This is a genomic window from Paraglaciecola polaris LMG 21857, from assembly GCF_000315055.1.
Lineage (GTDB): Bacteria > Pseudomonadota > Gammaproteobacteria > Enterobacterales > Alteromonadaceae > Paraglaciecola > Paraglaciecola polaris.
Window position 1 is genome coordinate 95886 of the sequence record NZ_BAER01000044.1, and the last position, 26348, is coordinate 122233.

Sequence of the window (26348 nt, forward strand, 5' to 3'; positions counted from 1 at the left end):
CCTTAGATGAAGCTAATTTTTCAACTCGCCTGGCGTTTTCGCAGCAGTAAGCAGCAAAATGGCTACATTTCGTTTATTTCAGCCTCATCCACTGCAGGGATCGCTCTAGGCTGCTTTGTTCTGATTTTGTTGCTATCTGTTATGAACGGTTTTGAACGAGAACTCAAAGATCGCCTTTTGTCGATCATTCCTCACGGCGAATTATACGCAGTCGGGAGCGACGGCATTGCTGACTGGCCACAAGCGATAGCGTCATTTGAAACTGACTCGCGTATCGAGTCGATCCAGCCTTACACCAAGGCGACTGGCATGTTGCAAAAAGGCAAAAACATGAAGGCCATCGAGTTGGTTGGTATTGATACTCAGTATGCACAGAATGATGGTATGCTCAACAGTGTGCCGACCGGGCAATGGCAAGCTTTTAGTGACGATCCTAAAGGGGTAATGTTAGGCGCAGGGGCCATGAAAAAACTCGACATCAAAGTGGGTGATAAAGTGAAATTATTACTTCCTCAATTAAGTGATGACTTGTCGATTCGCGCCCCAAAAACGCTGTGGTTAAATGTACTCGGCGTGGTCAATATCGGCGGGGAACTGGATAATCATATTGGCTATATGCATCTCAAGTTAGCATCCGAAACCTTGGGGATTACCCATGGCGTACAGGGGCTGAGGTTTCGTTATCACGATCCCTTTATAGCACCTATTATTACCCGTGAAATGGGCTATGGATTCAGCCAAGAAGTGTATATGTCAGACTGGACGCGTACACAAGGTCATTTATATCAAGATATTCAACTGGTGCGAGTAGTGGTGTATATCACCTTGATATTGGTGATTGGGGTCGCCTGCTTCAATATTGTTTCGACCCTCGTCATGGCGGTCAACGAAAAACAATCCGAGATTGCCATGTTAAAAACGATGGGAACAACAGAAGGGCGGATCGTTTTAATATTCATGCTGCAAGGTTTCATTAATGGCCTAATAGGTACGTTGATCGGGCTTGCGTGTGGTGTGTTAATGGCGTTGAATTTGTCCACTGTTGCCCAGGGATTTGAACAGTTAACCGGGATCCAATTTTTATCAGGGGATATTTATTTTATTGATTTCTTACCGTCCCAGCTTAAATGGCATGAAGTCTATGTCACCGGTATCATCGCTTTGTCCCTCACTATACTAGCGACTTTGTATCCCGCCAAAAAAGCAGCAGAGGTTAACCCCGCGAGTGTGTTAGGTCATTAACGCCCTAGACGGGCATAGGTTAGGACGAATGAATGATGGGCGCCAAGTGGATGTTGACTTAAATGCTTGTGTTACGCCAGTAGACTTTGGCGCGTAAATAGTACAGTGGTTGCTAGGGTTGATACGTCGTGCGCTGACCTGCTAACGGATGCGCGTTAATCGGCGGATACAAAAAAGGCAGTGCGAGTACGCACTGCCTTTGTTTTTTAGGGCGAAAAATTAATTAGCTTTTAGAAGGGGAATGTAGCGTCTCTTCTTTTACACCGGCGTCAGGGTCATTGTATTTATCCACATCAAACTCACCTTCGCTTTTCGCTACGATACAGGCCACCATGCAATCTCCTGTGACGTTAACGGCTGTGCGCGTCATATCAAGTAAGCGGTCAACCCCTATGATTAGTGCAATACCTTCTACCGGTAAGTTAACTTGTTGCAGCACCATGGCTAGCATAATCAAACCAACCCCAGGCACGCCTGCTGTGCCGACAGAAGCGAGTGTTGCGGTAACGATCACCATCATATAATCACCCAGAGATAAATCTATACCGTATACTTGGGCGATAAACACGGTAGCGACACCTTGCATGATAGCGGTGCCATCCATATTTATGGTGGCGCCTAGGGGAATGGTGAATGAAGCGACTGAGGATTTCACCCCAAGTTTATTGGTCGCAGTTTCCAGAGTGACAGGTAATGTGGCACCGCTACTTGATGTACTAAAAGCAAAGATAGCAGCATCGCGCATTTTTCTGAGCAAAATGATGGGATTAAGCCCGCTGAATAATTTCAGTATGATGGGGTAGGAAACAAAAGCATGTACACCCAAGACGAACATGACGAGCAAAAAGTACTTAAGTAATCCGGCTATGGTGTCAAAACCGATAGTGGCGAACAGCTTCGCCATTAGCGCAAAAACACCATAAGGTGCTAAGTTCATCAAAATCGTCACGAGCTTCATAACGACTTCACTTAGGTCTTCGAATACTGCCGTTAAACGCTGGCCAGCTGCTCCAGCCATAGACATGGCCACGCCAAATAATACAGAAAAGACAATAATCTGCAGCATATTGCCTTCGGCCATAGCACTGACTGGATTTGACGGCATCATATTGATAATAACCTGTCCCAGACTTGGCGCTTCTTTCGCCTGATAAGCGGCATCGGTTGTCATATTAATCGACTCACCGGGAGAGACCAATAACGCAAAGCCCACGGCTAAACTGATAGCAATGGCGGTTGTCCCTATATAAAGCAAAATTGACTTACCGCCTAAGCGCCCCAGCTTGCTTGGATCTGACAGACTAGCTGTGCCACAGACCAAAGAAACAAAGACCAGAGGCACCACCAACATTTTTAAACTGGCGATAAAAATTTGCCCAACTACGTTAAATATACCATCGACTAAAAGCCCATACGTAGAAACCTCTAACCCGAATACACTAAACGAAAAATCTCCGCTATCATCAAACAGTTGCTGAAGAAGGCTACCGATTACGATGCCGGCCAGCATGGCGAAAAATATTCTGGCAGTTAAGCTGAATTTTTCGGGGTTGGAGGGAAGGGATTGGCTCATGATTTTCCTGAATTTATTATTATTGCCCATAGGTTAGCAAGTTTGCTCGACAAGCTGAACTACTAAAATGTTCAGATATGTGACACATAGCATTCATTAACTACTAAAAACAAAGGACTATTTGTATGTATCAACGCACAAGATTGCTTTTAAGCAGCTTTTTATTGTTTACATTATTTGCTTGTGGAGGCGGCGGTTCAGATTCTATTTCCCGAGAGGGGTCATCCACCGGCGGCGATAATAGCGGTGGTACGACAACCTATGTCGTTACCTTGAGCCTAGTTGATGTAAACGGACAAACAGCCTCGCAATTAAGTGCTTCAACCCCTTTAACCTTAACGGCTCGTGTAACTGACAGCACAGGCGCCATTGCTACTGACAAGCTGGTCACGTTTACCTTCAGCTCTGAAAATTTGGCAGAATTCAGTAATGACTCAGGTACCGCCACCACGGGTACTACAGGTGAAGCAATAATAACCTTGCTGGTAGGCGAAAACTCCGGTTCGGGTGAAGTCATTGCTACGCTCAGTAGCGGTGAAACCGCCAGTACTACTTTCACCTCAGAGGGAACCACACAAGTTAATGTTCAGCCTAGCGCGCTCGATCTGTTTGCTGGAGCAGTGCAGTTACCCTCTAGTGGTACCGATAGTATTGAACTGATTGCACTGGTTAAAAACGCACAGAACGTACTGATGGAAGGTGTTGATGTGGTGTTTTCAGCAGATGCTGATGCCGCGCTTATGATTACGCAAGGTACAACTGGCGCCGATGGTCAAGCGACAGCAACGCTTACCACCCAGAACAACCGTCAAAACCGCAAAATTCAAGTAACCGCAACTACGGGTGTGCTAAGTCAAACATTATTGATTTCGGTTGTGGGGACCACAGTAAATATTGATGGCCCAAGTTCTGTCATATTAAACGATCCCGTTGATTTAACCTTGAGCTTGCTTGACTCTGATGGCAATGGCGTGGCCAATCAACAGATTAATTTATCCGCGTCGAATGGTTTGTTAAGCACAACCACGCCAACGACTGCTAGCAATGGTCAAGTTACGGTTACGTATACTGGCAACATCGCTGGTATTGACACTATTAGCGCCAGTGCCTTAAACGACCAAGGTGAATTCAGTGTTACTGTGCAACCGGATAACTTTAGCTTTACGGGTGTGCCTAATGACGACATTGCGTTAAACCAATCACAGTCGCTGGGCTTAACATGGTTATCGAATAATGCCGCTGTATCTGGTGCCCAGGTAACTTTAACCACATCTAGAGGTACCATAGCCACAAGCACCAAAACAACGGATAGTGACGGCTTAGTGAGTTTTGCGATTTCATCTGATAATGCAGGTTTTGCCACCGTTTCTGCTACCGGTACAGACAGTGATGGCAATCAAGTGACTGCACGCGCCCAAATTGAATTTGTGGCAACCGTCGCTGACAATATTATTGTGGATGCTACACCAGATTCAATAGGCCCAACGGGCGAAATCAGTACCATAAGTGCGGTTGTACGCGACGCTCGTGGTAATTTAGTCAAAGGCAAAACCATTAACTTTTTATTGGATGATGTGAGCGGCGGACAAATATCCCCTAATCAAGCCACCACTGATCGAAGTGGTATTGCCAAAACCGTTTATACCTCGAATGCGTTAAGTTCGTTCGAAGGCGTTAAAGTATATGGCACAGTGGATGATACCCAGAGTGTGTCTGCATTCACCTTGCTGACGGTGGGGGACAAGCCTTTCGATATTGTATTTGGTACCGGTAACCTCATTCAGTCACCTACCGAGTCTTCATACACCAAAGAGTTTTCTGCTTTTGTGACGGATCCTGATTCCAATCCAGTTGAAAATGCCAACATTACGTTTTCAGCCCCGCCAAAGGCATTTAACGTGGGTGGCACATACCAAAAAGGGTTCTGGACATTCAACACCACTACCAACGTGTGGAATAAAAATGTAACGGCCATTTGTGACAATGAAGACGTTAATGGCAATGGTATTCTTGATGAAGGTGAAGACTCTAACGGGGATGAGCAATTAACGCCGGGCAATGTGGTGGCAGTTCAATCCCAAGGCATAACGGATGACAACGGCCAAGTGGTTTTTACATTAAGTTATCCTAGAAACTTTGGAGCATGGACGACCGTCTCTATTACCGCCAATGGCGAGTCCCAGGGCAGTGAATCATCTGAACAACATGATTATAGTTTGGGCGTAGCGGCGGGCGATTTAACTGACCAAGCATCAGCCCCGCCTGCTAACCCTTATGGTGAGTCATTCAATTGCAACGATATCTTGTAGCGCTGAATCTCGATATTAGGACGTTTTAAAATGCGTTAAAATATCCAGAGAAAACAACAAAAAAGCCCGATATCAAATACATGATGTCGGGCTTTTTTTTAGGTTGATTTTATTACCTACGTTTTAACGATAATAGTTACGGAAAACACCCCAGGATTAATGAGCAAAAATCACCCTTTTTGGAATGGGTAAACCGAGCCTAGTTTTAATAATTGCGTTAGCTCATCAAGGGCAGTGCGTGACTCATTTAGCAAAGCTACATCACGTAAATCGTCAACGGACAAGCGATCGCGATAGTGTTTATCGACCCAATTGTTGAGACGTTCAAATTGTACGTCATTCATCATTGTACTTTGATTGACGGCGGCTAACTCCGTTTGATTCATGGCTACGCGTAACCTCAGGCACGCAGGTCCACCACCATTTCGCATGCTTTGTTTCACATCATAATATCGAATGTGTTTAATGGGGGTATTGAGCGTAACAAGCTCATCAAGGTATGCTGAAATCGCGGGGTTTTCTTCACAATCGGTGGGCGCAATAATCGCCATTTCACCGTTTGCTAGGGTAATCACTTGGGTGTTAAATAAATAACTTTTAATTGCGTCTTGAACACTCACTTGCTCACTAGTGACTTTGATGAAATGCAGTTCACCTGAACCGTATTTTTGTTTAATTTCGGCCAGTGCTTTGTCTGTGTCTAAAAAGGCTTGTTCATGATAAAAAAGCACATTTTGATTCCCGACTGAGATCACGTCGTTGTGGAAAACACCTTGGTCTATCAAGTCGGGGTTTTGCTGAATATAGACCACGTTGTCGTCGCTCAAACCGTGTAAGCGTGCAATGGCTTGACTGGCTTCAAACGTTTGCCGAGCAGGGTACTTAACCGGCGCTGGTTTACTTTTATCAAATGCATAGCGGCCATAAACAAATAACTCGACACCTCTCTCACCGTATTCATGGCATAAGCGAGTATGGTTCGCCGCTCCTTCATCGCCAAAATGCTCGTTGTCCGGTAAGTGCGTGTGGTGACTAAAGTATTGTGAATTAGCAAACGTCGCCTTGAGAATATTTCCAGTCACCTGAGGCTCCAGAGAGCGGTGATATTTATTGGTCAAATTTGCTGGAGTGAAGTGAACCTTACCATCAGCTGTGTCAGCGCTTGGAGATACAGTTGCAGCATTGGCGGTCCACATACTGGATGCGGAGCAGCAGGCTTGAAATATCGCAGGTGCTTGCTTTGCAGCTTGCTGTAACACGTCAGCATCTGAGCCAGAGAAACCCAAACGTCTTAAAGCATCTACGTCAGGGCGCGCCTGAGGGGCCAGCACGCCTTGAATCATACCAAGGTCAGCAAGGGCTTTCATTTTCTTTAAACCCTGCTTAGCAGCCTGTTTAGGGCTGCTCACGGCACTCGCGTTATTTAACGAGGCAACGTTACCGTATGATAAACCGGCATAATTGTGGGTCGGTCCAACGAGTCCGTCAAAATTCACTTCAAACTGCTTCATCTTATCCTCATGTGCGCATCCGTATTCGCTAAACGACAGCGAAAAAATTGACCTTGAAAATGACAATTCCATCTTCATTAAGGTGTGTCATGGTCAGCATTATACTGGTTTTATGGTCGCTGCCAATCGAGGCGGTTAAAATCTGAGCAGAGATCCGTACACGCATGCAACGATTATCGGATAAGTATGAAGAAGAACTTGTTTTCTATTCACTTTGTCGATATATGTTAAAAAGCATTTTAAAGAGGTGAACGCATCCTTCTATAGAGGTTCACCTAAAAACCCTATTAAATTCAAAGGTTAAGACTAATTATATGGCAAAGTCTCTGGTCATTGTCGAATCACCGGCAAAGGCGAAAACAATTAATAAATATCTCGGCAAAGATTTTATTGTTAAATCTAGTGTAGGCCACGTTCGAGACCTTCCAACCAAAGCGTTAGGCAAAGTTCCGCCTAAAAAACCGGCAAAAGAGCTGAAATTATTATCGGAAAAGAAACGTGATGCGTATTTACGTGAGCATGAATATCGGAAATTAGTTGACCGTATGGGCGTCGATCCAAAAGACGATTGGGCAGCCCATTACGAAGTGTTAAATGGTAAAGAAAAAGTCGTTAATGAGCTGAAAAAATTAGCCAAAAACGCCGATACCATTTATCTCGCAACGGATTTGGATAGAGAAGGGGAAGCCATTGCATGGCACCTACAAGAATTAATTGATGATCCGAGCAAGGATTATCAGCGTGTGGTGTTTAACGAAATCACCAAAAACGCGATTCAAGAAGCCTTCTCTGAACCTGGTAAAGTCAATATTGAGCGAGTGAATGCTCAGCAAGCACGACGCTTTTTGGACCGAATTGTTGGTTTCATGGTCTCGCCATTGTTATGGAAAAAAGTAGCCCGAGGGTTATCTGCTGGTCGTGTTCAGTCCGTTGCAGTGCGCCTAGTGGTTGAGCGTGAACGTGAAATCAAAGCATTCGTTCCTGAAGAGTTTTGGGATGTGCACGCAGACCTTGTTACCGCAAAAGAAAGTGATCTGCGCATGCAGGTTGCTAAATTCAACGACAAGGCATTTAAACCGGTTAATAAGGCGCAAACCGACGCTGCATTAGCCCATTTAGATGGTGCAGATTATAAGGTGGTGAGCCGTGACTCTAAGCCGACACAAAGCCGTCCGTCTGCTCCCTTTATTACCTCGACGCTACAGCAAGCGGCGAGCACGCGGTTAGGTTTTGGGGTTAAGAAAACCATGATGATGGCCCAACGCTTGTACGAAGCGGGTCACATCACCTATATGCGTACCGATTCAACTAATTTAAGCAAAGAAGCGGTTGATGCCTGTCGCGATTATATCGGTGACAATTTTGGTGCCAATTATTTACCTGAAAATGCGCTTAAATATGGTAGCAAAGAAGGTGCACAAGAGGCTCACGAAGCGATACGGCCGTCAAATGTGTTACTAAAATCTGAGTCTATGTCTGAAATGGAACGTGACGCTCAGCGCTTGTATGAGTTGATTTGGCGTCAGTTCGTTGCGTGTCAGATGACGCCGGCGAAATACGACGCGAGTACAATTCGTGTTGCTGCAGCGGATTACGAATTAACGGCAAAAGGTCGGGTGTTGAAGTTTGATGGTTGGACTAAGGTACAAAATCCTCAGCGCAAAAAAGGCGAAGAAGATTTCTTGTTGCCTGATGTAAAAGAAGGCGAGAGCCTGGTGTTGAAGCAACTTGATCCCAAACAGCATTTCACTAAACCTGTGGCACGTTTTAACGAAGCCTCTTTGGTTAAAGAGCTAGAAAAACGAGGTATTGGTCGTCCATCTACCTACGCTAGCATCATCTCTACCATTCAAGATCGTGGTTATGTGCGCCTTGAAAGTAAGCGTTTCTACGCGGAAAAAATGGGTGAAATTGTAAACGATAGATTGCTAGAGAACTTTGACGATCTATTAAGTTTCGACTTTACAGCCAAAATGGAACAAGAGCTCGATGAGATTGCCAACGGTAAAGTGTCTTGGAAAGACGTACTGAACGATTTTTACGGTGATTTCGAGAAAAAACTTATTCAGGCTGAGAAAGATCCCGAAGAAGGTGGTATGCGCTTAAACCAAGCCGTACCAACCGATATCGAATGTAAAAAATGTGGCCGTCCGATGAATGTTCGTACTGCCAGTACTGGGGTTTTCTTGGGATGTTCAGGTTACAACTTACCGCCAAAGGAACGTTGTACGGGTACGATGAATCTGACCTTTGGGGATGAAGTCATCAAGGTGGAGGACGAAGAAGAGCTGGAAACTGAAATACTTAGAGCCAAGCGTCGTTGTCCCATCTGTGCAACAGCCATGGACAGCTACCTAGTAGATGAAACCCGCAAGTTGCACGTTTGTGGTAACACACCTACCTGCCCTGGCATTGAAGTCGAAGTCGGTACCTTTAAGATCAAAGGTTATGATGGACCCATTATTGAGTGTGATAAATGCGCTTCAAACATGGAACTGAAAACAGGGCGCTTTGGTAAGTATTTCGGTTGTACAAATGAAGAATGTAAGAACACCCGTAAATTATTAAGAAGTGGTGAGGCTGCACCTCCTAAGGAAGATCCCGTTGATTTGCCTGAGCTGGAGTGCGTTAAATCTGACGCGCATTTTGTACTACGTGATGGTGCGTCTGGTATATTTTTAGCGGCGCATAACTTCCCTAAATCTCGTGAAACCAGAGCCCCGCATGTGGCTGAATTAGCGCGCTTTAGAGATCGTTTATCCCCTAAGTTTTATTACTTAGCTGATGCACCTGCTAAAGATCCAGATGGTAATGACACCCTGGTTCGATACAGTCGTAAAACTAAGCAGCAGTATGTTATGAGTGAAAACGAAGAGAACAAAGCCACAGGTTGGTCTGCTTGGTATAGCGATAACAAATGGACAGTCGAAGATAAACGCAAAAAAGCAAAGTAGCGTTTTATTTCACTACCCACAAATCTTTATAGTTAAAAGCTGGTAACTTATCCTTACCGGCTTTATGCATTCAATTGAATAGGCTCGAGAATGGCATTGTCACTGCAAGAACAACTTTTACAAGCAGGCCTCGCTGATAAGAAAAAAGCGAAGCAAGTACGTCAGCAAAAACACAAACAGGCGAAAGCGAAGCAAAATCATAAGGTTCAAGAAACGAACGAAAGCAAAGTTGCAGCAGAAAAGTCAGTAGAACAGAAAAAAGCCCGTGACAGAGAGCTAAATCAAAAAGCGAAAGCAGAGGCTGAGAAAAAAGCGGTTCAAGCGCAAATTGTGCAAATGATTAATGTGAACAAACAATCACGTAAAATCGGTGATATTGCGTGTAACTTCAGCGATAATAATGTGATAAAGCGCATTTACGTGGATAAAAAAATACATAGCCAGATCACGCAAGGTCAATTAGCTATTGTTAAACTCAACGACGCGTACGAGCTTATACCTATGCCGGTAGCCGACAAAATTGCCGAGCGTGACGAAAGTTACGTATTGTATCGTGCAGATATCCTGCCAGAAGAAAAAGCCAAAAACAGTGAAGATGAAGACTGGTATGCCGACTACGAAATCCCCGACGATCTGAGCTGGTAATCAAAGTACATATTGCTGCAAAATAACAGCAGACCCACGTATCGCTGGCCAACAGTGGTCAGCGAATAATCATGTCATTAAATTTAGTTATGCATCGATCTTAAGCGCTTTTGGATCAATGGTCCTCAGTAATACTATGCGAAAACCGTTAAAACGTTTGGCCAGGATAATTTTAAACGCCAAAATCCCAAAAAATATGCCTATAGATGCCCCGAAAGTTTGAATATATGGCGTAAAGGGTTCGATTGGAATGCCCATTATGGCAATGACAAAACCAATTATGAAGCCAAATAATATTGCTGTGCATATAGTCCAAAGCATGGTGCGCCACGCCCAACTCCACCATATTCGACTTGCCCGCAGCCAGGTTATTTCTATTTCTTCCATGAATCACCTTTTTCGATAGCGTTTAAATTTAAGTAAACCTTGTTTCGTATTCTAATGTAGACAGCCGAGACCTATTAGGAAAGTATCAATCAACCTAAGAAGCAGAGACATACGCTGCTAATAGCGTTACTTTGCTGCGACCTGTTATATCAGCCGCAGGGCGACAGCTAATTAAAAAAGCGTTCGATCATAGCTAGCGCCGACTGGTTGTAGCCCACTCTAGGTTCAAGTGGTGCATCTTTAGGGCGAATGCCTAGTTTGATGCCAACAATTGAGTCCTGGGTTAATGCGTGACCACAAGCTGCCAATGAGCGGTGTATCTCTTGTTCAGTTAACAATGAATGCTCAGCGCCGAAAGCAACATTCGGGCTTTTCGCTGCAGGCATATGAGTGTCTTTCCATATACCGTAAGGTGACGATTGATCGGTTACGCCCGAGAACATCAAGCCTTTGAATAAACCTTGCTGTTTAACTTGCTCGATGTGCGTTAATACGCCGTCAGTGCTGAGGGTTTCAATGGCTGAACGCCCCCAATTAATTAAGATACCTAAGTTTGCATCCTTGGAGGCGTTAAGTTCCTTTAACACAGTAATTTCATCATCCAGCGATAAAAAGCCTTTAGCGTGGTCATGCTCAGGCACCAGTGCATCGCAGTGTTCAATGACAATATCTGCACCGTGCCAGTCCCAACTTAGCATGGTTTCTAGGGAAGCTTTCAGGGATCTCGCTGAACCGCTTGCCTTGCTTCTATCCGGGGCGGTCTGTACTTCTATGGCTTTTACCGCTTTGCGCCCAAGGCCACGGTTAAGCTTGCCTATGGCATCGCAGGCTTTTTGCATAAAAACAAGCGCTTCTTGGCGTCCGGCTTCATCATCTGAAGCGATACCAAAGTGAGGGTTTTTACCAAGTGCACCCATGGTGCCAGGTACGCAGGTAAAAACAAACTGCCATTTAGCACTGACATTCGCCATAAACCAGTCATCATCATGTGGATGTAAAGTGCCGGTAAAGGGATGTTCGAGCCCTTGCAGATGGGTAAAGGTTTTCAACTTTGCAAAGTAAGCTTGCTCTGCTTCAGGATCCCAAGTTTCCCATGCGGGGGAAGTGGCGTAAGAGCCGACAAAAAAGTCCATGTGAATTCCTTTTTGTAAAATGAAGATAGACGAGAATTTGTCGCTCACTTTATCATGATGGTTACAGGTTGCGAATAGGCTGAGCAGCCGAGCAAGTGTAAATTTTATGCATGTAGTGTCTTGAGTTGACTCCGGTTTTTATTTTCTGACTGAAATAAGTATTGGCCTAAGGTTTGCTATTTCAAAGCTATATTCATTACTTTTCGTGCTGACTTTACCTACCGAGTGAGCCGATTTCACAATAACCTTGTGAGAAAACGAAGGACGCATCCGATGCAGATACAGCAATCAGCTTTAACTTTGTTTGATTATATTTCTAATTCCACTCAGTCAGATAACGCACTGCAAAGTGCGGTAAGCAATCAAAAAAACAACATCTACGCAGAAATTACCGGTGTGCAAAGCAATTTAGCATCGGGAAATATAGATGATGCGTTGGCGCGCTTAAAGTCTGGTGAGAATGGCCTAAATCTTCAAACATTAGACAATATGTTGAGCTTTAATTTGCGCCCAGTGACAGAAGATTTAACGCAAGCCGCAAAGGATTTAGGTTTAACCTTCGATGTGCAGTTAAGTCAACAGGATGGTCAATGGCAAGTCAGTAGCGATCAAAACCCCGACCATAAAGGGCTAGCACAGTTACAGCAGTATTTAGATAAAAACCCAAAGTTACAATCAAAGCTTAATGATCTAAATGCGTTATCCGAATTCTACGAACTAGGCCAGTCTCAAGAATATGCTAAAGAGCTTCAGTCTGCGGATGTGCATGAAGACGATGTGGTGACGTATTTGACCCAAAGTCGTGACTATCTGTTTTCACTAGATAGCTTTTATTTATCTGATCGCGGTTTGTCGATTGCTTCCCGAGGTGAATCAGAAGGTTTGTTCGAGGAAGTGAAAAAAACACTCGGGCTGGAAACCTCCGAGGATAAATAAGCGCGTGACTAATGGTTGTTGAACTAGATTAAAACGGCGACTGTTGAAACGGTTGTGCTGATAATGTTATCTGTTAAGGCAGGCATACATCACCTAGGTATGGGAATCGCGTTGCCACGTAGGGGCAGTGTATTGCCAATTTGCCAGTCTAGCTGGAGATTATAAATTAGATGAAAAATAACTAGCTTACATGGATGAAATATAGCGATTTACTTGTACCTCTTGCTTGTTTTCCCATAGGATCCTCGCCTGATTTCCCAATGTCACGCTATTTAATGAAGTTACAAGCCACCATCAATGAACTAAAACTGCTTTTCGGATTTTCGGTTAATACCACAAGCCATAGTGAAAAAGTGATTTCGGCAATAGGCGGAGCACTGGGGATAGCGGGCATTATGTGGGTCATGCATATGGTAGTGCAGTCTCAAATATTGAGTGTCAACAGCAGTGTATTGATTATCGCTTCTATGGGGGCCAGTGCAGTCTTACTCTTTGCAGTGCCACACGGCGCGCTCTCTCAACCTTGGGCGGTGATCGGCGGACACCTTATTTCGGCGGTGCTGGGCATAACATGCGTTAAATTACTTGGCCATGGGCCTTGGGTGGCAGCATTTGCCGTGGGTATCGCTATTGGTGCCATGTATTACCTACGTTGTATTCATCCTCCAGGGGGAGCAACGGCGCTAACTATCGTTATTGGCGGCGCAGATATTGATGCGCTGGGCTATGAATTTTTGTGGATGCCTTTAGCACTCAATATTTTGGTTATCATGACGGTAACATCATGTTTTAACTGGTTTTTTGGCTGGCGTCGTTACCCAGTACACTTAGCCCATAAACTCAAAAAGCCCGTGAGCCCGCAATCTAGCGATAGACAATATGATCTGACCCAAGAAGATTTTGCTGCCGCGATGCAGGAGCTTGACTCTTATGTGGATATCACCCCAGATGGCCTAACGGATTTGCTTGAGTTAGCAAAAAAACAATGCAGAGAAAAATATCACGCATCCAGCTCAGATAATTGCCGGACGCATATACAGTAACGGCAAGTTAGGCAGACTTTGGAGTATTCGCCAAGTAGTGGATGCCGCACCTGTTAATACTCACAGCAGTAAAGACAAAGTGATTTACAAGGTATTAGCGGGTGATGGTGGGTATGAAACGCATATGTGCCTGCGAAAAGAATTCCATAATTGGGCCCGCTTTGAAGTGGAAAAACACAATCAACAATGGGTCAAGGTTGAAGATTAAGAACGACGAGAATCAGCTATTTAGGGAAATGAGATCGCCGTTATTGCATTGAATGGGAAAGCCGTTGCCAAGCCCTGCAGCGGCAACGGCTACTTTTGCTGCTTCGCCGGTGGTTGAGCAGCCATATGGCGAATATTGGGAACCTTTGTCATTTTGCTCATCAAAGTTCCCAATAGAAATTCTATTAACAAGGTGGTTTTTACTCTTGATGCAAACCGCGCTGAGTGGTTAAGTAAGTGGCAAAACTGCCTAACCAATGACTGCCCATATAGTGCATATCATGTATGACTGAATTAATGCCAGCTTGGTGATGTTTTCGAGCTGCACTTTGGATGGCTTCCAGTCTTTTATCGTCATCCGGTAAGGCAGATGCGATACCTTCGAGCATCCACGCTCGGCTTAAATTTAAACCATCCAAATGCGCTAACTTACCATCGCTTTTATCCACCACTGTTGCCACGGTCAGCCAACTGCCGTCACCATTTTTAGGGATAGACGGCAAAAATTCAGCCAACCATTTTGCGTATTCACTTTTGGGTAACACACGGCGCATTAGGTCTGCTTCAGCAATACACGGAGACAAAAAATCTTGCCCTGACGGTTCATAAGCTAATGGACAATTCACATCACTAGCGTACAAACGGGTCGTGGTATTGATAAGTAACTGATGAAAAGCTAGGTTATTAGTTTTGTTGCTCCAGTCTAGCATCAGGCCAAAGGCAAAAGCGGTTTGACTATGCTCACCCACACGAATGGGAAACGACAGCTTTGGTAACCAATCACTCACGTTAGCGACAATTTTATTCTCCAATGGCGTTAATCTCTTTAGCCATAGCTTAGCTTGCGGGTTATCCCATTCGCGCAGCTCAGTGGTGAGCTGTAAAAACCATGCAAGGCCGTAAGGTCGCTCGAAGCTGGTGCCGGTATCTTCACGATTAAAATAAGCCAACTCGCCCTGCATGTTTTCTTCGGTGAAACTTTGACTGAGGCTTGCCATAATTTCTTGATAGTGGGCAGAGTCGGGGTATTGACTGGCAATACGGGTCAGTAACCAATGCCCATGCACCGAAGAATGCCAGTCAAAGCATCCGTAAAAAGCAGGGTATAGCCGCTTAGGGTTTTTAACATCTTCATTACTTGTCATCATGTGTTTGATGATATTTGGGTACTCTTTGTGTACACATTCAAGCGCGAGCTGGGCAAATCGGTCGATGACTTGGGTTTGGCTCGGGATTGCTGTTGCATTATCTTGAGCGGCAAAAACGACACCGCAAGACATACTAAATAATAAACATACAACTTTGATTTTCATGGTTGATTTTCAGTCCGAAAAGGCGGTTAAGAAGAAGGATAAACGCTCTGTTTAGGCTATGCAACGCTATGGGGGATCCCTAACGGATTGAATCGCGGGAAAGTGGGCGCCTTTACTATGGTCAAGGCGCACAATTGCAAATGCGCTGTTTCTTAGCATATCGCATGTGTAAACATAGCCTGATGTGTTGGCGGTGATTGAACTTTGGGATCATGCTCAACGTATTGGCAAAAAAACGGATGAAGGCAGATATTTGTAATTCCCTTGTTGCACCAAGTTGTAAAAGCTGGTTAAAATACTGTATGAACCACTGTATAAAAGTGTGGGTAGCAGAAAATGGACACAGCCTCGATGAATCTCTTTAAAATTAACGAAAACGACAGCTGGCAATCGCTGAACGATGGCGTGATGGGTGGTGTGTCTAAATCGCAGTTAACGCACCTGGATAAGTTGGCGGTATTTAGTGGTCATGTTTCTCTTGATAACAACGGCGGGTTTGCATCGGTTAACAGGCGTGTGTTTGTTTCGAATGTCGCACTGGAAAGTGAGTTAACGATCCGAGTCATGGGTGATGGCAAACGTTATCAACTGCGTCTCAAAAGTGGTGTGCAAAAAGGTTGTCCTTCTTATAGCGCCGGCTTTACTACCCAAGCCAATGTGTGGCAAACCTTCCGCTTTAAATTAAATGAATTTAAAGCGACTTTGCGTGGCAAGCGCGTACCCGATGCGCCTAAGCTTAATTGGTTGGATGTGCAACAACTTGGCTTTTTTATTAGCGATAGACAAGAAGGTGAGTTTTGTTTATTGATTGATAGCATTTCACTTGATGACTAATAAGGCCTCTGGAGTCGCTAAGGTGCGCTCCCTTGTATTACCTGAAAAATATTACCTAGATCATTTCTTCGAGTTTATTCGATTTACAGAATCTCATTGTGCATCACTGTTGCTGCCTGAGCACCTGACTTTTATCCGCAAGTTCAAACGGCTGCCCTATAATACTCAGTGTATGTTTGTCAGAGTCGTTAATCGAAAAGGACCGCTAATTGCCTGTAGTAAGTTCAACTACGCTGAGATTGAAGCGTGTCAAACTCAGCTAGATATTTTGCAGGAACTGGGGATTTTACGCAGCCTTACGTTTAAGGATATTCCATCCTTATTGAGCGGGCTCAATAAAATGCAATTGGCAGAGCTGCTTAGTGGCAGTGGCATAGTTTTTAAGAAAAGCGCGGCAAAATCTGAATTATTCGCGCTGGTGTGTGATGCTGACCCCAAGCATATTGCTCAGCACAATATATGCTCTGATTTCAAAATAAAAACCTTTGTTCAGGAGTGGCAATATTTATTATTTTTATTTTTTGGCAACCTTAATAGCGCACTGGATAAATTCTCAATGCGTGATTTGGGTGTACTCAAAACTCGCCAAAAATCCCCACAACAAGGCCCGGGATTCGACTGTATTGAAGAAGCCCAAAGCGCTTTCTATTTTGCCTGTCAAAAGCAAGCCTTGGCCCTGCTTGACGGACAAGTGCTGCTTGAACTAACGGATAACGCTGAGCTTAAACAACGCCCGATAGGGAGCATAGCAACCGAATATGCGGCACACTTTTGGTACGAGTTAGGCTGCGCATTATTGGCCATAGACAAAGAAAAGGCTCTGGCATTTTGGCAGTTGTCATCCCATCAAAAAGCCCAAGAGCGTTTGATCAGGGAAATCTACAAAAGTGATAAAGCGCAAGCCAAGTTCGCACTTGAAGCGATCTTAAGTGCCCCAAAAGACGACGAACTAAGCTTGTTCGCTTTTGATTTTTACCAGCGTAAGTTCAACCAAAAGAAGCTAAGTGTGCGCACACAGCGTTTGCGTGAACATAGTCGAAAACTGTATATCGATGAAGTATACAAAGATAGGGTTGAACTGGGTGTAAAACGTTACTACGAAGATATGCAGCCCAACAGGGCACAAGACTCGTGCAGCTCGGGGGATGAATGCTTGGCAATACTTGCCTATAGAACAGAAAACCGTCTATTTCGGGCCTTATTCGGATTAACGTTTTGGCATGAACTATTTAATGAAGCTACGCGTGCCACAGGTTCAGAATTTGAACGCCGACCTCGCTTAGTTAAAGAAAACTGTCTGTATGAAGAGCTTAGTGAACAGGTGGAGTCTCGACTAAAACTATTCACACAATATAAAAATGGTAGCAACACTAGTTTTGCTATGAGGTATATCACGCAAATTGCCAGTCGCTACTATGGTCAGCCTAACGGGATCTTTCACTGGCACAGCGATATGCTTGAAATAGTCGGTATGTTTTTACAGCATGTTGACGGGCAGTGGGTGGTGAACCATTTACGGGCTATGGCCAAAAATTATCAAGGGTTAAAAGACGGCTACCCTGACTTGATGGTCATCGAAGATAATCAACTACGCTTCGAAGAAGTTAAAGCACCTGGGGATCAACTGCGTGCTAATCAATTGGTCAGTATTGATGCGCTGCAAAGTGCTGGTTTTGATGTGGGTGTATGCCAAGTTGAGTGGCGCTACAACCCCCAGCAACCCTATGTGGTAATTGACGTAGAAACCACAGGTGGATGCAAACCGGGTCATCGTATTACCGAAATTGGTGCGGTAAAAGTGATTAACGGCAAGGTGGTGGACAGCTGGAGTAGCTTGATTAACCCCCAGCGACGCGTACCGCATTTTATCACGCGTTTAACGGGTATCAGTAATGAAATGGTAGAAGATGCCCCGCTTTTTTGTGAGGTGCTGGACACACTTGAAGCGTTTATGCAAAACGGTATTTTTGTCGCTCATAACGTGAATTTTGATTATGGTTTCTTTAAATTAGAATACGAGCGATTAGATCGCACTTTCTCTATGCCTAAGCTGTGCACCGTGCGCGAGATGCGTAAATATTACCCAGGCTCAAAGTCATATGCATTGGGTAAGTTGACTAAGGAGTACGGCTTGTCATTGGATCATCATCACAGAGCCTTGTGTGATGCAAAAGCGGCCGCTGAACTCTTGATAATGGTCATCGAGAAAAAACAAGTCCTATGATATCAGTCTGAATAGGGCAGATCAGTGTGATTAGTAACAGATTGATCAACACGCGAGGTTATAAAGGGTACACAAAGCCCTAGCCCCAAAAGACTAAACCGTTGCTTACTATTAGTACAGCCTTGCTGTAAACCCTTCATATTATTTAAATTTTTTAAGTCTCACTTTGTTTTTCAGGAAATTGCTAAGTTATCCATTTAATTATGGAAAATATTTTTCACATCGCTTTTAATAAGAAGCATAAAAGTCGTGGCGACCCCGTCAGGTTTCCTTTTGTTCTTACGCTTATTGCCGTAAGAACAGGGTAACGAGTGAAAATATCTAATGAAATTAAACGGTAAATGCTTGTTATGATGACAATAAAAATTAACCCGAGCAGTTACATATACGACATGCTCGATAATAAGCATTATGTAACAAGGAGAGTAATGTGAAATTTGGAATCATAGTAATTTGTTGGGCTGCATTACTTTCCGCCCCGTCATATGCTGATGAAAATAGCTCAATTGGTTTTAAAACAGTCGCGCTAGCTTTGGATGCATTAAAAAATAAAGATGGGACGAAAACTAGTGTGCAAGGCGGGTGGACAATCATCGAAGACCAAGAAAATTCTAATATGGTCTTATGGTCGTTTACTCCAGATTCTCACCCTGCGCATCCAGTAGCAGTAAAGCGTACAGTGCTTGAGAAAAACCAAAGTATTTATATTCAAATGAAAGCTCTTTGTCAGGCTAAAAAGGCTGCCTGCGATAGATTAATGCAAGAATTTGAAGAGCTTAATCAAAACATCATGAAAGGCTCGTGACACATGTTACATAACAAGTTAAATCACCGGAAAATCCCTCGCAGGCTAAAGCGCTCCAACTTTCCGCTGTTTAAAGCGTTAGTGCGTCAAGCAGCAACTGTGACTTTGCTGCCAATATAAGCTTAATCGGTGACTGTGACACAGATTGTCAGCCACTACTGCTGATGCTTTTCAATAAGCCACTGAACTATCTTTTTTCGCCCTTTTTCATTAGGCTAGCGCGCGTTCCACGACTTTACCGCGTCGCATTTCTTATTTACCTAAATCGGATTTTCTATTTTGCACAGCCTAAATCAACTTAAAAGTGGCGAGCTTGTTGGTACAACACGACTCAGCTTATCTGAAGATATCACTGAGTTTCCCATGGAGATCTTGACCTTATCCGATAGCCTTGAGGTACTGGACCTGTCAGGCAATGCTTTACGTACCTTACCTGTTGAGCTGGCGCAGCTAAGCAAGCTTAAAATTATCTTTGCTTCCAACAATCAATTTGAAATTTTGCCAGAAGTGTTGGGGCAATGCGAAAACTTGGAAATGGTCGGTTTTAAAGCCAATAAAATAAGGCTGGTGCCAGAGCAATCATTACCCATCAAGCTGCGCTGGTTAATTTTAACGGATAACCAAATAGAATCGCTGCCAGACTCACTAGGTGAGCGGCCTAGCATGCAAAAACTGGCGCTTGCTGGCAATAAATTAAGCTGTTTACCGAATAACATGAGCAAGTTACATAATCTTGAGTTGCTGCGCATTTCAGCAAATAATTTAACAACTTGCCCAGAACAATTGCTAGATTTACCTAAACTCGCCTGGTTTGCGTTTGCCGGTAATCCATTTTCAGCGGCAGACTTACACATAGAAACCGTACCTCATTTGGCGTCTTCAAGTTTTGTTTTACACGAAGTTTTAGGCCAAGGCGCATCAGGTGTTATTTCAAAGGCGACCTGGCATGAGGCGCAAAACGAGTACCCAGCAGAGGTCGCGATAAAAGTGTTTAAAGGGCAGGTGACCAGTGATGGGTACCCTAAAGATGAATTGCAGGTTTGCCTTAAAGTCGGTGAACATGAAAACTTGGTAAGGCCATTGGCTCAAGTGACGGAGCCAGATTGCTTAGCTCTGATAATGGCGCTGATCCCCCGTCATTATCGTAATTTAGGTTTTCCGCCATCACTTGATAGTTGCACGCGAGACACATTTCCTGGTGGTTTTATATTACCTTTAGACAAAATTGAAAAAATTATTACCCAAATGCAAAACGTGTTTGAGCATTTACACCTGAATCAGGTATGCCACGGCGATTTGTATGCCCACAACACCTTGTTCGATGATGAGGGCAATATTATCTTTGGGGATTTTGGGGCTGCCAGTATGTACCACATGTTGAGCGAGTCACAGCAAGCAAAAATCAAAAAAATTGAAGCAAGAGCGTTAATGCATTTTATGGATGATATGCAAAGCTTGAATGCATCTTAATATGCGATAATAGCGAGACATTAATCTTTTTTCTCGACGGTTATCTGGATGTTTTTTGAAGAGCCTGCGTACCATTTTTGTACATAAATGGACCCTAAAACAGGCGCTTTGCCTTCTTCTGGTACTTCTTTATAGCGAACGCTGTTTTTCGTTTCTTTTTCGAGGGTGAAGTTTAGGGTAACGGATGACATCATTATTCTTAATAGCTTGTTTTAATAGATATAAATAGTTAACTATTGAGCAGACGTTTGCAACAACACAGGCGAGATAAAGTGATCTAATCACCGGTAAGCTAAAATTTTGGATTTTATTTTTCCGTCCGGCTACAGTGCTCCGGTATACCAATAGTGATTGTGGATAGACCCCATTCACTCAGAAAACCAACATGCTAAACCAACAATCTATCTCGTCAGCGTTTTACCTGTGACCATAGCATCATTAATGGCAAGTCTGATGGCGTTTGCAGAAGGCGTTGCAAGAGCCTAATCAGTTCTGGTGGCCAAGGGAATTGGGCGTGTAAGAGAAATGACCTTGATACGTTTGATCTCATTACTGGTAAAGGATTGGCTTCGTAATATCTGAATTTCTTTTCGCAATCTTTCATCACTATATTGGCGCTTGAGGCTTGCCCGTTTCAGCTCATATTCAAGCACACGTTTTTGCCATTGATTGCGTTGCTTTTTCAAGGTAATTAATCGCTCAGCGGCGGGTTCACCGAATTGTGCTGCAAACGTATTATAACTTTGCGAGCCCTCATCTTTTTCATCAATGTGAACACGTTGATGACGCAGTCGGGCTAATTTCTGCAACTGTAACGACGGTTCAAAGGCAGATTTTACTGATTCAGGTAACCCTGCAATGTGCGCCTCGAGCAAAGCGCTTCTCTGGGATAAATCTAGAGTCGGATCCATTTTTATGTGTAAACGATGTAAGGCCGCCTTATCCCATTCAACTTCATGGGAAAAAAGTAATTGGTATTCTCGGGAGGTGAAAAACTGTTCGCGTACGCCCTGCAACTCATCCATTCGCTTGGCGAAGGCGTTGATGTCATTAGGCGAGGGGCCGTCTATATTAATTAAAGCCTTTTTATAGTCTATATAGCGCATTAACAGGGCGGTTAACCCTTGGCAATCTGCAAACATGCGGCATTGATGCTGGAACTCTTGCCACATCTTTTTTTCATCATCTTGATAAGAAACGATATAGGAATCTAACCGGTCTTTTAGTTGCTCATTAAGCCAATCTGCTTTTTCCGCCTTTCTATTTGATGCTTTTTGGAAAGGGAGATGCGTGTCAACGTCGTTTCGCACTGGATTATCTAGCGAATTATCGAGGGTTTGATGGAAGGATATTATTTGCACTCTGTCTATTTCTGCTGGATACCAGCGGTAGGCGAATGCCATACCGCCGAGTGCTAAAATAAGCAGTCCAATGATTCGTGCTTTAGGCAATTTTCTACATTCCCATTTTTTTCAATCTGTTCGCATGTTTTCGATAGAGGGTGATAGGGTCGGTTTCGAAGATGTGATGAATACCCAAGGTTTGATTGACCTCGTCCAGATGATTCATTTTATAGTTGTCTTTTATCACGTAGCCCAAGTGACTGCTGCATGACGATACTAGACCATCATTAGGTTCACTGAATAACAGGCTGACAATTGAAAGCGGCCCATCTACGGGGTCAAAAACATTGGTAAAAGGCCTAGCACCACTCCATGAAAAATAAGCAACGCCGTTATTGGCGTATATATCGCCTTGGCCGCAATACGTTTCAGGTATGCCCTCAGGATAGGCGTTATTAAATGCTAATGAGCCTGGGGTACTCAAGGAGTCTAATGAGGCAATCGCGCTTTGTGGTAATTCACTATTGCCAGAAAGTAGCTCTATCAGGCCAGCAAGACTGTTGCCCACTGACGCTAATACGGATTCAGGTATACTATTTTCGGGCAATGAGTCGCGTAATAAGTCAGCTACTGGGGTTCCCCAATTTACGCCTCCTACACTGGTGACCGATGCCACAAGCTCAGGTCTCACTGAAGCCACGTAGCGTGAGGTAGGGCTGCCATGACTATGGCCAATTAAATTCACTTTAGCCGCGCCGGTCAAGGCTAAAATATCTTCAACTTGGGTAAGAAGTTGCTCACCGCGAACTTCTGAGCTATTCGCTGCGGATACAGCAGCAATGAATACTTTTGCCCCATCTTTTGACAGTGAATTTGGGATGCGATAGAAGTAATCGATACCGAATACATCGTCAAAGCCAAATAAACCGTGTACCAATACTATAGGGTACTTAGTTTTGGTGTATTCGGACGCGGTTGCCATAAATGAAGTGTTGCAGAGCAAAATAAAAGTTAAACAGATACGTATGGGTTTCATGCTAATGCCTAGTCTATTTAATTAACAATTAATTTACATTATCGCGACGGTAAGATCAACTCATCAGAGGTCAAACCAATTTTTGTTCTTTTATCTTTCTGTTCGCGATCGATAATAAGTACCGTTTGTGTAAAAAGTAATGCGATTGTGTTCGGCATTTATTAATGAATTTTGGATAAAGCTGGGACCGATTAATGTGAGCAAAATGTGTATCGGTTATTCAGTAACAACAAATTCGAGTAACCATAAAGGCCTGACAGCGACTAGGCCTTTATGGTTACATCAATATGCAGATGCTTTTAGAACGTTAAGCTAATTCAACCGTGCACGTTACTAACGTGCGGTCCAGCCTCCATCGATCACAATTGTTTGGGCCGTTATATTACGTGCGCTGTTACTCATTAAAAACGTTGCGCTGCTGGCGAGTTCGTCGATGTCGATAAAGGATTTTTTGGGCATGGGTTCGAGCATAATTTTGTTGACCACATCTTCTTCACTCATACCGTGTTCCTTAGCTTGTGCCGCTATTTGCTTTTCCACTAATGGAGTTTTCACATAGGCAGGGCACAGGGTATTAATTGTTACATCGCAGTCACCGGTTTCTAATGCAATTGTTTTTGAAAAGCCAAGTAGGCCGTGCTTAGCCGCCACATAAGCGGATTTGAATGGTGAAGCGATGAGAGAGTGAACAGAGCCGATGTTAATGATGCGGCCATAATTTTTGCTGCGCATGCTGGGTAGAAACGCTTGGGTTAACATGGCAGGTGCCACCAGCATGATATTGATTAATTGCTGCCACTTATCCGCTGGGAAATCCTCAAGCTTGGCTACATGCTGAATACCTGCGTTATTGATCAGTACATCAACGCTATCAGGTGCCAAAGTTTCGGCTAGCGCGGCGACTTGCAGGGTATCTGTTACGTCTAATAATACCGCTCGGGCACTGATCCCTTGGGCACCAAGATCGGCAACGGTACTTTTCGCCGCGTTTAAATTCATATCAGCGATGATTATTTTATGCCCATTTGATCCAAGTTGCTGCGCTAGGCCCAATCCAATGCCACTGGCGCCGCCAGTAATAAGTATGGTGCGTTTTGAAAAATGCTCGGGATTAGTCATGGTGTATCTCTCGTTTTGCTAGTGCTTGAATGATGTGTTTCACGGCCTTAATTTGTGGCCCGTTTTGATTGGCATAATCTTCCCCTGTATAACCCCACCAGTCCCAGCAACCTTGGGGATTGAGGGGCATCATCATGGAGCTTTTGGTTTGCGGGTAAAGTACCAGCATGTTATTGGTATCGGCCCAGTTATTAAGCCCAGTTTGTGTTGCATACTTATCACCTACAGCACTGGCATTTTGATTGCAGCCATGAAAACTAACATGCACGGTGCAAGACTCGCCTTGTTGGCAAGATTGCGGAACATACAGGTATCCGTTTTTTGCCAAGGTTTCGGCTGGTTTCCCCCCTAGTTTATGCTGGTCAATTTCGATCAATCGGCCGCTTTGGGTCTTGTTTCTAGGGGTTAAATCCCCCTGAATAAAAGTCAGCATCGCGCCAGCTGCGTCGTAAGCACAATTGCCAATAAAAGGCGCTTCAGAAACATCACACTCGGTCCCTGAATTTAACGTGGGAAAGAGATGCGCAAAGGGCTTATCGGTAACATAAGTTAGATTTTCTGGTTTTACCCATTGTTGATATTGGGTATATAAGGCTTGATTAATTTGTGGCAGTACCTTGGTATCAAGTGCACCACTGAGCAACCAAACTTTATGTTGCTGCAAATTGCTCAATGAAGGTAATTTGCCGGCTTCTTGCCATTGAATAGCCTTGTCACTGAGCACATCCAAACTAATCGGGCTTTTAAGCTGGTTAACACATTGGCTTAGTGCGGTTTGAATACTATTTTGCGCACAATAATAGGGGCCAGCAGCAATAATCCCCACACCGGATACCCAATCTGAGTATGCCAGCTCAAATTGGGTGGCCATGTAACCACCACTTGATAGTCCTGAAAGGCTAATGTAGGTTAAATCTACATTGTACTGCACCTGCAAAGAGTCCTTGTTTGCGACTTCTTTGGCGAACAACTGGGTTTGAGTGGCACTTAATAACAATGTCAACGCCGCACAGGTGTAGGTTTTCCCAAGTAATGTGGTTGAAAACGTCATAATGTTGCCTTTTATTCTTGTAAAAATGAGCTGATTTGTTTCGCAGACTGACTTATCCCAAGCACACCGTTTAAATGACCTAAATTACCCGAGAGCTCTTGGTAGTGGGTGTTATTCCCCAATGCTTGCAGGGTGTCAGAAGAATCTTTAGCTAGGTAGGGCATGAGTAATAAGTCATTGCTAGAGGGTAAAAATAAGGTTTTTGCTTTTACTTGGGCTAACGCTTCTCGCAAATTGTCACTGTGGCCTGCCATGTATAATTGTGATGCACGTACCAAATACAATAAATGATTGGCGTCCATTAATTTTGAGCGATTTTCTGCTCGGTCATGTAGCCAAGTAACAATGCTGTGACTTTTGTTGATATCGTTTAGCGGGCCTTCTTCCATTGCAGAGTACTGCATCGACTCACCTGTGGTGTTAAAAAATGCAGGTGTGAGTGCATCTTGGGTAATAAACATTAACGCCGCGGTTAAGCCTTGCAACGGACGTTCACCATCATAATAGTCACCGTTTGCCCAATTTTTATCTAACCGGATTGGAATGGCCCATTGCTCGAGCAGTGCAGTGGTCCAGGCATCACTTTGCCCTGAACCAATCACGGATATCATGCGAGGTACCCAGTCAGGATAAGCTGTGGCCCAATCAAGAGCCTGCATAGAGCCCATAGACGCACCGATCACAGCATGCAGCTTTGTGATCCCTAGATTCGCAAGCAAGGCTTTTTGTACATTGACAAAATCGCGTATGGTCACCACGGGGAAAGTTAAGCCATAGGCTTTACCAGTATCCGGGTTGATTGAAGCTGGACCTGTGGTTATCACGTTAGGATCAAACGCGTTTAAGTTCGCCAGCGTGTCTACACTTAATACAAAATACTTGTTGGTATCAATGGCTTTACCTGGGCCGATAATCGCGTCCCAATATCCGGGAGTTGTATCGTTAGGCGTATATTTACCTGCTGCGTGAGAGCTGGCGCTAAAATAGTGGGTAATCAGAATGACGTTGTCCTTCGCGTTATTCAATTTACCGTAACTTTCCCATCCTACTTGTAGCTGCTTGATGGTTTTACCGCCAAAAGTGGTGAAAGCATCTAATTCGAAACGCTTTTTTTCTACTAACAAATCAGTTGTTGCCGTTGCTTGATAACAGGTCAAGAGACTAAGCAATATTAAAGATGTGCGGGTTAATAGACGACGTAACTGCATGAAAT

Annotated in this window: 22 protein-coding genes; 11 read left to right on the forward strand and 11 right to left on the reverse strand. The window is 44.1% G+C overall.

The window, feature by feature from the left end; genetic code table 11:
- Positions 1–6 precede the first annotated feature (6 nt).
- Positions 7–1242, forward strand: a complete 1236-nt coding sequence (locus GPLA_RS08715; RefSeq protein WP_007104506.1) for a lipoprotein-releasing ABC transporter permease subunit — start codon at positions 7–9, stop codon at positions 1240–1242.
- Between the two features lie 223 nt (positions 1243–1465).
- On the opposite strand, the gene GPLA_RS08720 is transcribed toward GPLA_RS08715, so the two are convergent.
- A complete protein-coding gene (locus GPLA_RS08720; RefSeq protein ID WP_007104507.1) occupies positions 1466–2815 on the reverse strand; it encodes a dicarboxylate/amino acid:cation symporter in 1350 nt (449 codons plus the stop codon).
- A 125-nt stretch (positions 2816–2940) separates the two neighbouring features.
- Here GPLA_RS08720 and GPLA_RS08725 point away from each other — a divergent pair, with 125 nt between their 5' ends.
- Positions 2941–5124: a beta strand repeat-containing protein gene (locus tag GPLA_RS08725; RefSeq protein ID WP_007104508.1), complete on the forward strand. Its 2184-nt coding sequence runs from the start codon at positions 2941–2943 to the stop codon at positions 5122–5124.
- 170 nt (positions 5125–5294) lie between these two features.
- Here GPLA_RS08725 and astB read toward each other — a convergent pair whose 3' ends face one another.
- On the reverse strand, positions 5295–6635 hold the full coding sequence (gene astB, locus GPLA_RS08730; protein ID WP_007104509.1) for an N-succinylarginine dihydrolase: 1341 nt from the start codon (positions 6633–6635) through the stop codon (positions 5295–5297).
- A gap of 314 nt (positions 6636–6949) precedes the next feature.
- Here astB and topA point away from each other — a divergent pair, with 314 nt between their 5' ends.
- Both topA and GPLA_RS08740 read left to right on the forward strand, forming a co-directional pair.
- Positions 6950–9589 (forward strand): type I DNA topoisomerase, encoded by a 2640-nt coding sequence (gene topA / locus GPLA_RS08735; protein ID WP_007104511.1) that lies wholly within the window; start codon positions 6950–6952, stop codon positions 9587–9589.
- A 90-nt stretch (positions 9590–9679) separates the two neighbouring features.
- Positions 9680–10234, forward strand: a complete 555-nt coding sequence (locus GPLA_RS08740; protein ID WP_007104512.1) for a DUF2058 domain-containing protein — start codon at positions 9680–9682, stop codon at positions 10232–10234.
- Between the two features lie 87 nt (positions 10235–10321).
- Here GPLA_RS08740 and GPLA_RS08745 read toward each other — a convergent pair whose 3' ends face one another.
- Positions 10322–10621, reverse strand: coding sequence for a hypothetical protein (locus tag GPLA_RS08745; protein ID WP_007104513.1), 300 nt, complete (start codon positions 10619–10621; stop codon positions 10322–10324).
- A 167-nt stretch (positions 10622–10788) separates the two neighbouring features.
- Positions 10789–11754 (reverse strand): DUF4862 family protein, encoded by a 966-nt coding sequence (locus GPLA_RS08750; protein ID WP_007104514.1) that lies wholly within the window; start codon positions 11752–11754, stop codon positions 10789–10791.
- Between the two features lie 273 nt (positions 11755–12027).
- Here GPLA_RS08750 and GPLA_RS08755 point away from each other — a divergent pair, with 273 nt between their 5' ends.
- The 3 genes from GPLA_RS08755 (at position 12028) to GPLA_RS23945 (ending at position 13941) form a co-directional block, all read left to right on the forward strand.
- Entirely contained in the window at positions 12028–12690 is a 663-nt protein-coding gene (locus GPLA_RS08755; RefSeq protein WP_007104515.1) for a hypothetical protein, read from the forward strand.
- Positions 12691–12884: 194 nt separating this feature from the next.
- Positions 12885–13733 (forward strand): HPP family protein, encoded by an 849-nt coding sequence (locus GPLA_RS08760; protein WP_226993074.1) that lies wholly within the window; start codon positions 12885–12887, stop codon positions 13731–13733.
- A 37-nt stretch (positions 13734–13770) separates the two neighbouring features.
- Positions 13771–13941, forward strand: coding sequence for a hypothetical protein (locus GPLA_RS23945; protein ID WP_226993075.1), 171 nt, complete (start codon positions 13771–13773; stop codon positions 13939–13941).
- A gap of 199 nt (positions 13942–14140) precedes the next feature.
- Here the strand turns inward: GPLA_RS23945 and GPLA_RS08765 are convergent, their stop codons facing one another.
- Positions 14141–15253 (reverse strand): DUF2891 domain-containing protein, encoded by a 1113-nt coding sequence (locus GPLA_RS08765; RefSeq protein WP_007104518.1) that lies wholly within the window; start codon positions 15251–15253, stop codon positions 14141–14143.
- Positions 15254–15589: 336 nt separating this feature from the next.
- Here GPLA_RS08765 and GPLA_RS08770 point away from each other — a divergent pair, with 336 nt between their 5' ends.
- The 4 genes from GPLA_RS08770 to GPLA_RS08785 all read left to right on the forward strand — a co-directional run bounded on the left by GPLA_RS08770 (position 15590) and on the right by GPLA_RS08785 (position 20586).
- Complete coding sequence (locus GPLA_RS08770) at positions 15590–16087, forward strand: CIA30 family protein (RefSeq protein WP_226993076.1); 498 nt, start codon at positions 15590–15592, stop codon at positions 16085–16087.
- Entirely contained in the window at positions 16080–18311 is a 2232-nt protein-coding gene (locus tag GPLA_RS08775; protein ID WP_051997656.1) for an exonuclease domain-containing protein, read from the forward strand. Before GPLA_RS08770 ends, GPLA_RS08775 begins: the two co-directional genes overlap by 8 nt.
- A 430-nt stretch (positions 18312–18741) precedes the next feature.
- Entirely contained in the window at positions 18742–19116 is a 375-nt protein-coding gene (locus GPLA_RS08780; protein ID WP_040514271.1) for a hypothetical protein, read from the forward strand.
- Positions 19117–19395: 279 nt separating this feature from the next.
- Positions 19396–20586 (forward strand): leucine-rich repeat-containing protein kinase family protein, encoded by a 1191-nt coding sequence (locus tag GPLA_RS08785; RefSeq protein ID WP_007104523.1) that lies wholly within the window; start codon positions 19396–19398, stop codon positions 20584–20586.
- 20 nt (positions 20587–20606) lie between these two features.
- Here GPLA_RS08785 and GPLA_RS23695 read toward each other — a convergent pair whose 3' ends face one another.
- The 6 genes from GPLA_RS23695 to GPLA_RS08810 all read right to left on the reverse strand — a co-directional run bounded on the left by GPLA_RS23695 (position 20607) and on the right by GPLA_RS08810 (position 26343).
- Positions 20607–20777 carry a hypothetical protein gene (locus GPLA_RS23695; protein WP_007104524.1) on the reverse strand — a complete coding sequence of 57 codons (171 nt, stop codon included), beginning with the start codon at positions 20775–20777 and terminating at the stop codon, positions 20607–20609.
- Positions 20778–21068: 291 nt separating this feature from the next.
- Positions 21069–22037, reverse strand: a complete 969-nt coding sequence (locus GPLA_RS08790; protein WP_007104526.1) for a lipase chaperone family protein — start codon at positions 22035–22037, stop codon at positions 21069–21071.
- Between the two features lie 4 nt (positions 22038–22041).
- Positions 22042–22965, reverse strand: coding sequence for a lipase family alpha/beta hydrolase (locus GPLA_RS08795; protein WP_007104527.1), 924 nt, complete (start codon positions 22963–22965; stop codon positions 22042–22044).
- 333 nt (positions 22966–23298) lie between these two features.
- Positions 23299–24084: a 3-hydroxybutyrate dehydrogenase gene (locus GPLA_RS08800; protein ID WP_007104529.1), complete on the reverse strand. Its 786-nt coding sequence runs from the start codon at positions 24082–24084 to the stop codon at positions 23299–23301.
- Positions 24077–25135, reverse strand: a complete 1059-nt coding sequence (locus GPLA_RS08805) for an extracellular catalytic domain type 2 short-chain-length polyhydroxyalkanoate depolymerase (protein ID WP_007104530.1) — start codon at positions 25133–25135, stop codon at positions 24077–24079. Before GPLA_RS08805 ends, GPLA_RS08800 begins: the two co-directional genes overlap by 8 nt.
- 11 nt (positions 25136–25146) lie before the next feature.
- A complete protein-coding gene (locus tag GPLA_RS08810) occupies positions 25147–26343 on the reverse strand; it encodes an E22 family MetX-like putative esterase (RefSeq protein WP_007104531.1) in 1197 nt (398 codons plus the stop codon).
- Positions 26344–26348: the final 5 nt, after the last annotated feature.

What these genes read in the sequence shown, in the direction of transcription:
- GPLA_RS08715 (WP_007104506.1), top strand. Translation starts at nt 7, where the DNA reads ATGAAGCTAATTTTTCAACTCGCCTGGCGTTTTCGCAGCAGTAAGCAG.
- GPLA_RS08720 (WP_007104507.1), bottom strand. Translation starts at nt 2,815, where the DNA reads ATGAGCCAATCCCTTCCCTCCAACCCCGAAAAATTCAGCTTAACTGCC.
- GPLA_RS08725 (WP_007104508.1), top strand. Translation starts at nt 2,941, where the DNA reads ATGTATCAACGCACAAGATTGCTTTTAAGCAGCTTTTTATTGTTTACA.
- astB (WP_007104509.1), bottom strand. Translation starts at nt 6,635, where the DNA reads ATGAAGCAGTTTGAAGTGAATTTTGACGGACTCGTTGGACCGACCCAC.
- topA (WP_007104511.1), top strand. Translation starts at nt 6,950, where the DNA reads ATGGCAAAGTCTCTGGTCATTGTCGAATCACCGGCAAAGGCGAAAACA.
- GPLA_RS08740 (WP_007104512.1), top strand. Translation starts at nt 9,680, where the DNA reads ATGGCATTGTCACTGCAAGAACAACTTTTACAAGCAGGCCTCGCTGAT.
- GPLA_RS08745 (WP_007104513.1), bottom strand. Translation starts at nt 10,621, where the DNA reads ATGGAAGAAATAGAAATAACCTGGCTGCGGGCAAGTCGAATATGGTGG.
- GPLA_RS08750 (WP_007104514.1), bottom strand. Translation starts at nt 11,754, where the DNA reads ATGGACTTTTTTGTCGGCTCTTACGCCACTTCCCCCGCATGGGAAACT.
- GPLA_RS08755 (WP_007104515.1), top strand. Translation starts at nt 12,028, where the DNA reads ATGCAGATACAGCAATCAGCTTTAACTTTGTTTGATTATATTTCTAAT.
- GPLA_RS08760 (WP_226993074.1), top strand. Translation starts at nt 12,885, where the DNA reads ATGAAATATAGCGATTTACTTGTACCTCTTGCTTGTTTTCCCATAGGA.
- GPLA_RS08765 (WP_007104518.1), bottom strand. Translation starts at nt 15,253, where the DNA reads ATGAAAATCAAAGTTGTATGTTTATTATTTAGTATGTCTTGCGGTGTC.
- GPLA_RS08770 (WP_226993076.1), top strand. Translation starts at nt 15,590, where the DNA reads ATGGACACAGCCTCGATGAATCTCTTTAAAATTAACGAAAACGACAGC.
- GPLA_RS08775 (WP_051997656.1), top strand. Translation starts at nt 16,080, where the DNA reads ATGACTAATAAGGCCTCTGGAGTCGCTAAGGTGCGCTCCCTTGTATTA.
- GPLA_RS23695 (WP_007104524.1), bottom strand. Translation starts at nt 20,777, where the DNA reads ATGTCATCCGTTACCCTAAACTTCACCCTCGAAAAAGAAACGAAAAAC.
- GPLA_RS08795 (WP_007104527.1), bottom strand. Translation starts at nt 22,965, where the DNA reads ATGAAACCCATACGTATCTGTTTAACTTTTATTTTGCTCTGCAACACT.
- GPLA_RS08800 (WP_007104529.1), bottom strand. Translation starts at nt 24,084, where the DNA reads ATGACTAATCCCGAGCATTTTTCAAAACGCACCATACTTATTACTGGC.
- GPLA_RS08805 (WP_007104530.1), bottom strand. Translation starts at nt 25,135, where the DNA reads ATGACGTTTTCAACCACATTACTTGGGAAAACCTACACCTGTGCGGCG.
- GPLA_RS08810 (WP_007104531.1), bottom strand. Translation starts at nt 26,343, where the DNA reads ATGCAGTTACGTCGTCTATTAACCCGCACATCTTTAATATTGCTTAGT.